Origin of the sequence: Acinetobacter sp. YH12227, assembly GCF_013417785.1 — a bacterium.
Lineage (GTDB): Bacteria > Pseudomonadota > Gammaproteobacteria > Pseudomonadales > Moraxellaceae > Acinetobacter > Acinetobacter gandensis.
Map to the genome: position 1 here is coordinate 45421 of NZ_VPDH01000017.1, position 7835 is coordinate 53255.

8 protein-coding genes are annotated in these 7835 nt (G+C 41.3%); 6 read left to right on the top strand and 2 right to left on the bottom strand.

Annotated features, from left to right (window positions below):
* The first annotated feature begins 1 nt into the window (after position 1).
* The 3 genes from FTV09_RS05640 (at position 2) to FTV09_RS05650 (ending at position 2743) form a co-directional block, all read left to right on the top strand.
* Positions 2 to 1774, top strand: a complete 1773-nt coding sequence (locus FTV09_RS05640) for a PepSY domain-containing protein (RefSeq protein ID WP_180057220.1) — start codon at positions 2 to 4, stop codon at positions 1772 to 1774.
* Positions 1771 to 2109, top strand: coding sequence for a DUF3325 domain-containing protein (locus tag FTV09_RS05645; protein ID WP_180057222.1), 339 nt, complete (start codon positions 1771 to 1773; stop codon positions 2107 to 2109). Before FTV09_RS05640 ends, FTV09_RS05645 begins: the two co-directional genes overlap by 4 nt.
* A 112-nt stretch (positions 2110 to 2221) precedes the next feature.
* Complete coding sequence (locus FTV09_RS05650) at positions 2222 to 2743, top strand: tetratricopeptide repeat protein (RefSeq protein ID WP_180057224.1); 522 nt, start codon at positions 2222 to 2224, stop codon at positions 2741 to 2743.
* A gap of 58 nt (positions 2744 to 2801) precedes the next feature.
* Here the strand turns inward: FTV09_RS05650 and FTV09_RS05655 are convergent, their stop codons facing one another.
* Positions 2802 to 4151: an amidohydrolase gene (locus tag FTV09_RS05655; RefSeq protein WP_180057226.1), complete on the bottom strand. Its 1350-nt coding sequence runs from the start codon at positions 4149 to 4151 to the stop codon at positions 2802 to 2804.
* 325 nt (positions 4152 to 4476) lie between these two features.
* Between FTV09_RS05655 and ahcY the strand changes: the two genes are divergently transcribed.
* From ahcY to FTV09_RS05670, 3 genes are all read left to right on the top strand, one after another.
* Positions 4477 to 5859 (top strand): adenosylhomocysteinase, encoded by a 1383-nt coding sequence (gene ahcY / locus FTV09_RS05660; protein WP_067765402.1) that lies wholly within the window; start codon positions 4477 to 4479, stop codon positions 5857 to 5859.
* A gap of 189 nt (positions 5860 to 6048) precedes the next feature.
* Positions 6049 to 6885 (top strand): methylenetetrahydrofolate reductase [NAD(P)H], encoded by an 837-nt coding sequence (gene metF, locus FTV09_RS05665; RefSeq protein ID WP_067765405.1) that lies wholly within the window; start codon positions 6049 to 6051, stop codon positions 6883 to 6885.
* A gap of 34 nt (positions 6886 to 6919) precedes the next feature.
* Complete coding sequence (locus tag FTV09_RS05670; protein WP_067765408.1) at positions 6920 to 7633, top strand: 16S rRNA (uracil(1498)-N(3))-methyltransferase; 714 nt, start codon at positions 6920 to 6922, stop codon at positions 7631 to 7633.
* A gap of 35 nt (positions 7634 to 7668) precedes the next feature.
* Here FTV09_RS05670 and FTV09_RS05675 read toward each other — a convergent pair.
* Positions 7669 to 7835 (bottom strand): IS1 family transposase (locus tag FTV09_RS05675; RefSeq protein ID WP_257222822.1); only part of this gene is annotated, 167 nt, incomplete at its 5' end.

A 7835-nucleotide genomic window follows, 5' to 3' on the forward strand; every position in this document is an offset into this window, starting at 1 on the left:
TATGCGCATAGATGCAAAAACTGAAGGCCCACGCCAATCAATGTCTTGGCTACATACATGGGCGAGCCTAATTTTAGGTTGGTTGCTCTATGCAATCTTTTTGACTGGAACACTAAGTTTCTTCAAAAATGAAATTACAGTGTGGATGACACCTGAAGTTCATCAATCTGTTCCAGCAAGTTCGCAAATACAGCAAACACAGGTCGCTTTAAATTATTTACAGCAAAACCATCCAAATGCTGGCGCTTGGAATATTTTACTGCCAAACACGCGACAAAATGCCACTTTAGTTACTGTACGCGAACAGGGTGAAGACCCTCGTGCACGTCGTGGTGGTAAACAAATTTATATCGATAGCGCGACGGGTGAAGTACTAAAACCACGTGAAACTCGAGGCGGTAGTTTCCTCTATCGTTTTCATTTCGAACTGTATGGCATGCCACGTATTTGGACACGTTGGTTCGTGGGCATTGCAACCTTATTGATGCTTGTTGCAATTATTAGTGGTGTGATCACCCATAAAAAGATTTTTAAAGATTTCTTTACCTTCCGCTCAGGTAAAGGTCAGCGTTCATGGCTTGATGCACATAATGCGACAGCTGTTTTCGCGCTTCCCTTCCATATCATGATTACATTTAGCGGTCTTTTACTTCTGCTTTTTACCATTATGCCGTGGGGTATTGAACGGATCTACGATAATCGTGGCCAATTTTTACAAGAACAAAACCGTGCTTTAGTTGAAGAAAAAAAATCAGAACAAGCTAACAATCAAAATGAACGTTCAGAGCCTAGTGGAAATCCTGAACGTGCTGCAAAATCAGAATCTCCTACCCAAGGTGGAATACAACAAGCCCGTGGAAATCATGCCGATCAGCAAAATCGTAGTGAAGGACGCGGCGAGCGCAAAAAACGTGATGATAAACCAGCTGTAGCTGCACCATTGACAAATTTAGCGCCAATTGTGATGGCAGTACAAAAGGAATGGAAAACCAATCCAATTAGTACAATCAGCATTATTGCACCAAATACAGATCAAGCCAAAATCGAACTGCGTGCACTTCATGGCGAAAGCGTGGCATATCGTAACGTTTATGCGAGTAAACAGTTTGATGGTGTTAGCGGTAAAGACCTTACGGACGAAAGTGCCAAACTGAAGAATCCATCGGTTCCAATGGGTATCTACAATGTCGTTACCACCTTACATGAAGCACGAGGTGTAGATCTTGCTCTTCGTTGGTTATTATTTATTTCCGGCATTGTTGGTACTTTAATGGTCGCAACAGGTCTCATCTTATGGTGTGTGAAACGAGCACCACAGCAGCAAAAGCAAGGCTATAAATCATTTGGTTACCGTACTGTAGAAGTAACTAATATTGCTGCCATTATTGGTCTTCCAATTGCCTGTGCAGCATTCTTCTATACTAACCGTTTTATCCCTGCCAGCATGGAAATGCGTTCAAACTGGGAAATTCGTAGCTTCTTTATTGTCTGGCTAATCACGTTCATTTATCCGATGTTCCGTACACATCGTCAGGCCTGGTTAGAACTTTTAGCGGTTGCTTCGGCACTTTATGCACTGCTACCAATTGTGAACTTTATGACTGGCGGCCAGCCACTTTGGAACACCGTCGCACATGGTCAGTGGATGATTGCATCCTTTGATATCGCGATGTGGTTGTTGGCTGTTTTATTTGCCTATTCGTTCTATAAAGTCAAAAATCATAAAGGACTCCCTACTAAAAAAGCACGTGTTACACAGGAGTTGAAAGGATGATCTTCTTCTTATGCATTTGGGCTTTAAGCTGTTTAGGTTTTTTTGCACTGGCCAGCAGTATGTCAAAACATCAAAAGCAATTTTTTAGTAAAGAATTATCTTTAGGGCAAACACGCTTAGCGACTTTGGTTGGTTGGTGTTTACTCATTGTCACTTTACTCATTTGTCTTTCCCTAGGAACACCAAGTAATAACATCAGTTATTGGTTTGGTGCGTTGACGATTGCTGCATTAAGTGTTGGCTTATGTATTAGTTATTTCCCAGCATACTTTTGGAAATATATTGGTGGTTTAGCGGTTATTGCGATTTTTAGCTACGGCATGTTGCTCGTTTAATTACCAATAATCGTTTTCGATACATCCTACACGTGTGAAAAGCCAATCTTCGGATTGGCTTTTTTCATACCAACCCATTAGGCTATATCTATTCTGCTCTTTTGGATTTCATATGTCTGAACTTTCGATCTCTCCTGCTTTATATAACCGCGCAATGGCGGGCAACAAAGATGCTCAATTTGAACTTGCTGAAATTTATATGCAAAGTGAAAATGATGAGCATGTTGAGCTTGCAGAAGAATGGGCACTCAAAGCTGCACAACTCGGTCATGTAGAAGCGATGTATTGGTTGGGTGAAGGTTATGCAGTCTATGCGAAAGATATGCAAGAAGAAGATCCTGAAGAATCTAAAACTTATTTTGAACATGCGCATCGTTGGTTAGAGCAAGCAGCTAAACATAATCACCCCGCTGCGATTTTAGAATTGGCGAACTTTTTCCGTCGTGGTGATGTGGTAGAAAAAGACGTCGCCAAGTCGATTGAACTGGTGGAGCAATCTGCAAAATTAGGTGAGATTCAAGCCATGCGTGATTTAGCCTTTATTTATGCGAATGGCTTAGGCATTGATGCCGATGAAGAGAAAGCAGATTACTGGACTGAAAAAGCCAATGCTGTAGAACAGCCAGAAGCTTAAATCTCAAAATAAAAAGCCCATCAATTGATGGGCTTTTTATTTATTTTTCGATTATTTTTTATTTCTCTGAGGCTTTATTCTTCCATGCCGTCTGCACCTGACTCGCTACATTTGGATAATCTAAAATAAAGCGTACATGGCTTTCTACACCCGTTTTTAAGGTCGCATCATCGACAATAAAAAATGGGCTATGGTTTGGCGCTGCTTTACTCATATCCTGATTGGCTGGAGTAGCTCCTAAAAATACAAATAAAGATGGCATCAATTTGCCATAGTAAGCAAAATCTTCACTGGCACTCGCATTATTATTTAAAATTTTGACATTACCATTTGCTGCCTGCTTTAAGGTCGGCGCCATCACCTCAGTTAAAGTTTCATCATTCATGGTCACCGGCGCATAAGTCGCTATTTCCACCTTGGCTTTCACATCATTAGCAGCAGCAGTGTGCTCGACCACTTGTGGAATGGTCTTGAGGATATTATCACGTACCTGTTCATTATTTGAACGAATCGTGCCCAGCATTGAAACCTGTTCAGGAATAATATTACCAGCAGTACCCGCCTGAATCTGCCCAATACTGACTACACCCATGCCCTGAGTTAAATCACTACGACGACTCACCACAGTTTGTAAATTATTAATCATCTGTGCAGAAGCCACAATCGGATCACGTCCCGCCCATGGCATAGAACCATGTACCTGCTGACCGTTGACAGTAATTTTCAAATTATCCGCACTGTTAAGAATAGCACCAGTTTTATAATGTAAATGCCCACTTGGTATACCTGCAATCACATGCAAACCAAAAATCACTTCGGGCTGAAGGTCTTTAAACGCTCCATCACTAATCATTTTACGTGAACCAATCAAATGACCTTCACTAAAATTATCAATATCTGCACCGCCTTCCTCCGCTGGCTGGAACACAAAAACGACGGTTCCAGCAATCTGATCTTTATGTTGCGCCAACACCTTTGCTGCCCCTAAAAGTATTGCTGTATGCGCGTCATGACCACAGCCGTGCATAACAGGACTTTCTTTACCTTGATAGATTGCTTTGACCTTACTCGCAAAACTCAAATTGGTCTTTTCTTGCATAGGCAATGCATCCATATCAGCACGTAATGCCATGACTGGGCCGGGTTTACCACCTTTTAGAATGCCAATAACACCCGTTTTAGCAAATCCTGTTTTTACCTGAATACCATAGGCTTTTAACTCCTTTTGCACGAGCTTAGATGTGTTGACTTCCATATTGCCCAGTTCAGGATATTGATGAATATGCTGACGTAGCTGAATCGTTTTTGCCTCTGCCGCTTGTGCAGCATCTTTGACCCAGTCAGCCAAAGTCATTTGACTAGTCGTCAATGCCAATGTCGCGGCACCTAGCTGAATAAACTTTTTCATCGTTTCTCTCATCTTTATCCTATGGATAATCAAGCATAAGCAAATTTGAATATTTTTTGGGCACTTTATAGGTATCAGATCTATACATTAAAGGTATAGTAAAAATTATTTCTCACTGTGCAAATATTCAACCAAAGTCCTCGCTCTCTCTTTCCCACTCTTAACTTTCCAAGTACAATACTTCGCTAGTCGAGGGATGCTGCGACTTTTTCACAGGCACATAAATGTGAAATCGCTAGGCTCGACGATTCGGTTCAAAGCTCTTTTGAATCAACAACGGCATCCGCGAACTGAATGATCAATTGTTTTTATTAAGGAGATCGTGATGAACGCGGTTAATGCTTCATTTACAGATTACAAAGTTGCCGATATTTCACTTGCTGATTACGGCCGTAAAGAAATCAAACTTGCAGAAGCTGAAATGCCAGCTCTAATTGGCTTGCGTAAGCGTTATGCTGCCGCTAAACCACTTGCTGGTGCTAAAATCTTGGGTTGTATCCACATGACAATCCAAACTGCGGTTTTAATTGAAACTTTAGTTGAATTAGGCGCAGAAGTTCGTTGGACATCTTGTAACATCTTCTCTACTCAAGACCATGCTGCTGCTGCTATTGCTGCTGCAGGTATTCCTGTGTTTGCTTGGAAAGGCGAAACTGAAGAAGAATACATGTGGTGTCTTGAACAGCAAATTAACGTGAATGGCACGCCTTGGGATGCCAACATGATTCTGGACGATGGCGGTGACTTAACTGCACTTGTTCACGAAAAATACCCTGAAGTGATTGCTAAAATTCACGGTATTACTGAAGAAACAACGACAGGTGTTCAACGTCTTTACGAAATGCACCGTGACGGTACATTAAAAGTTCCTGCGATCAACGTAAATGATTCAGTAACTAAATCTAAAAACGACAACAAATACGGTTGCCGTCACTCACTAAACGATGCAATCAAACGTGGTACAGATATGCTTTTATCTGGCCGTCGTGCGCTTGTTATTGGTTATGGTGACGTTGGTAAAGGTTCAGCTCAATCACTTCGTCAAGAAGGCATGATTGTACGTGTAACTGAAGTTGATCCAATCTGCGCAATGCAAGCATGCATGGACGGTTATGAAGTTGTTGCTCCATACAAAAACGGCGTACAAACGGGCAAGAAAGAAGACATCAACCTTGATCTTCTTCAAAACACTGACTTGATCGTAACAACAACTGGTAACTACCACGTATGTGACGCAGCAATGCTTGATTCATTAAAAGCGGGTGCTGTGGTTTGTAACATCGGTCACTTTGACACTGAAATTGATACTAACTACTTACGTGGTTACAAGTGGGTTGAAGTTAAGCCTCAAGTTCACCAAGTTTATCGTTCTGAAAATGAAAACGATTACCTCATCCTTCTTTCAGAAGGTCGTTTAGTAAACCTTGGTAATGCAACTGGCCACCCATCACGTATTATGGATGGTTCTTTTGCTAACCAAGTATTGGGGCAAATGCACTTGTTCGCTGAGAAATTTGCTGATCTTCCTGAAGATCAAAAACAAGCGGCAATTCGCGTAGAACTTATTCCTAAAAAATTAGATGAAGAAGTTGCTGCTGCAATGGTTGCTGGTTTTGGCGGTGTATTGACAACGTTAACTCAAGAACAAGCTGATTACCTTGGTGTTCAAGTTGAAGGTCCTTTCAAAGCTGAGGCTTATAAATATTAATTAGCCCTCACCCCACCCCTCTCCCAGAGGGAGAGGGTGACCGCAGAACATCTTCATTTATGAATTCACTTTCATCTTTTGAAGAAAGTTAGCTTGCTCCCCTGCATCATTCCGCAATGAATTCTCCTCTCCCTCTGGGAGAGGTCAGGGAGAGGGTAAAAAATTAAATATTTATAACAAGGATTTGAAATGAGCAAAAATATACCCATTTCCTTTGAGTTCTTTCCAACCAAAACTGATGCTGGTGCGGAAAAACTTAAAGCTGTACACCAAGAACTTCAGCTACTTAATCCTGAATTTTTCTCTGTAACTTACGGTGCAGGCGGTTCTACCCGTGAACGTACTTTGTCTACATTGAATGATTTCAACGGTAAAGGCACACCAGTTGCGCCTCACCTCTCTTGTATTGGTGACAGCAAAGCACGTATTGCAGAATTGCTAGATTTATATAAATCACAAGGCATTGACCGTATTGTAGCACTTCGCGGTGACTTACCTTCAGGCCAAGTTGGCTTAGGTGAATTGCCATACGCAACCGACCTTGTGCGTTTCATCCGTGAACATTCAGGTGATCACTTCAAAATTGAAGTTGCTGCTTACCCAGAAATGCATCCGCAAGCAGATAGTTTTGATCTAGACATCAAGCGTTTCTGCGACAAAGCCAATGCAGGCGCGAATGCAGCACTTACACAGTTCTTCTTCAATCCAGATGCATACTTCTACTTTGTGGAACGCATTCAAAAAGAAGGTGTAAATATTCCTGTTGCTCCGGGCATTATGCCAATTACCAATGCAAGTAATTTAATTCGTTTTGCTGATGGTACAGGTGCAGAGATTCCACGTTGGATTCGTAAGCAGTTGGCGACTTATGGCGATGACACTGAATCGATCAAAGCCTTTGGTCATGAAGTGATTGTGAAACTTTGCGAACGCCTGATTGCCGGTGGCGCACCAAGCTTGCACTTCTACACCATGAATACAACTAATCCAACACGTCAACTTGTTCTAGACCTCGGTTTAGCATAAGTCATAGATTTCACCCATTTACGAGTAATGCAGTATGCCCCGTTTTTTTATTGAAGCTGATTTAGCCGAAAATACTTCTGTTGAATTAACTGAAACAGTGTTTCATCACTGGGTAAAAGTATTACGTGCGCAAGTGGGTGAACAAGCCATCTTGTTTAATGGACAAGGTGGTGAATACCAAGCAGAACTCATTGAAGTCGCTAAAAAATCTGCTGTTGTGCAGATTTCCGACTTTAACCCAAATAATCGTACGTCTGCAATTCGTACATTACTAGGCCAAGTCATGAGTAAGGGGGATCGTATGGATTATGCGATTCAAAAAGCTGTTGAACTCGGTGTTTCCAATATCCAGCTTTTGACTTCTGAGCGCTGTGAAATGCGTCTCAAATATGACCGCGATCAAAAAAAATTAGATCACTGGCAAGGTATTGCCGTGGCGGCCTGTGAACAATGTGGTTTAAACATCGTACCGCAAATTTTACCACCAATGAGTCTAGAAAAATGGCTGGAAACTGAATTACCAGAAACTCGACTAGTACTGGCACCAAACAAAGATGAAGCTGATGTACTCACTAAGGCGACACATGATATAGCTTTACTAATCGGGCCTGAAGGCGGCTTAAGTGAAGCAGAAATAGCAGCTTCAAATCAAAAAGGATTTGTGAATTGGTGCATTGGTCAGCGTGTTTTACGTACCGAAACTGCACCTGTTGTTGCATTATCAATTCTAAATTATAAGTTGGTTTAATTTTTTTTGGTGGTGTTTCAAAAAGTATGCTGACATTAAATGAAACCATTATTGATGTAAAAAAAGGTTAAGTCGAAGGCTTTAAAATGGTTTTCAATCTTTTTGGAGAAATTACAACTCTTTCTAAAACCGCGCCTAATTCTATGCCTTATTTTACAATTATTACCTTCAATACCTACGGTAAAAAACTTACCAATACTTT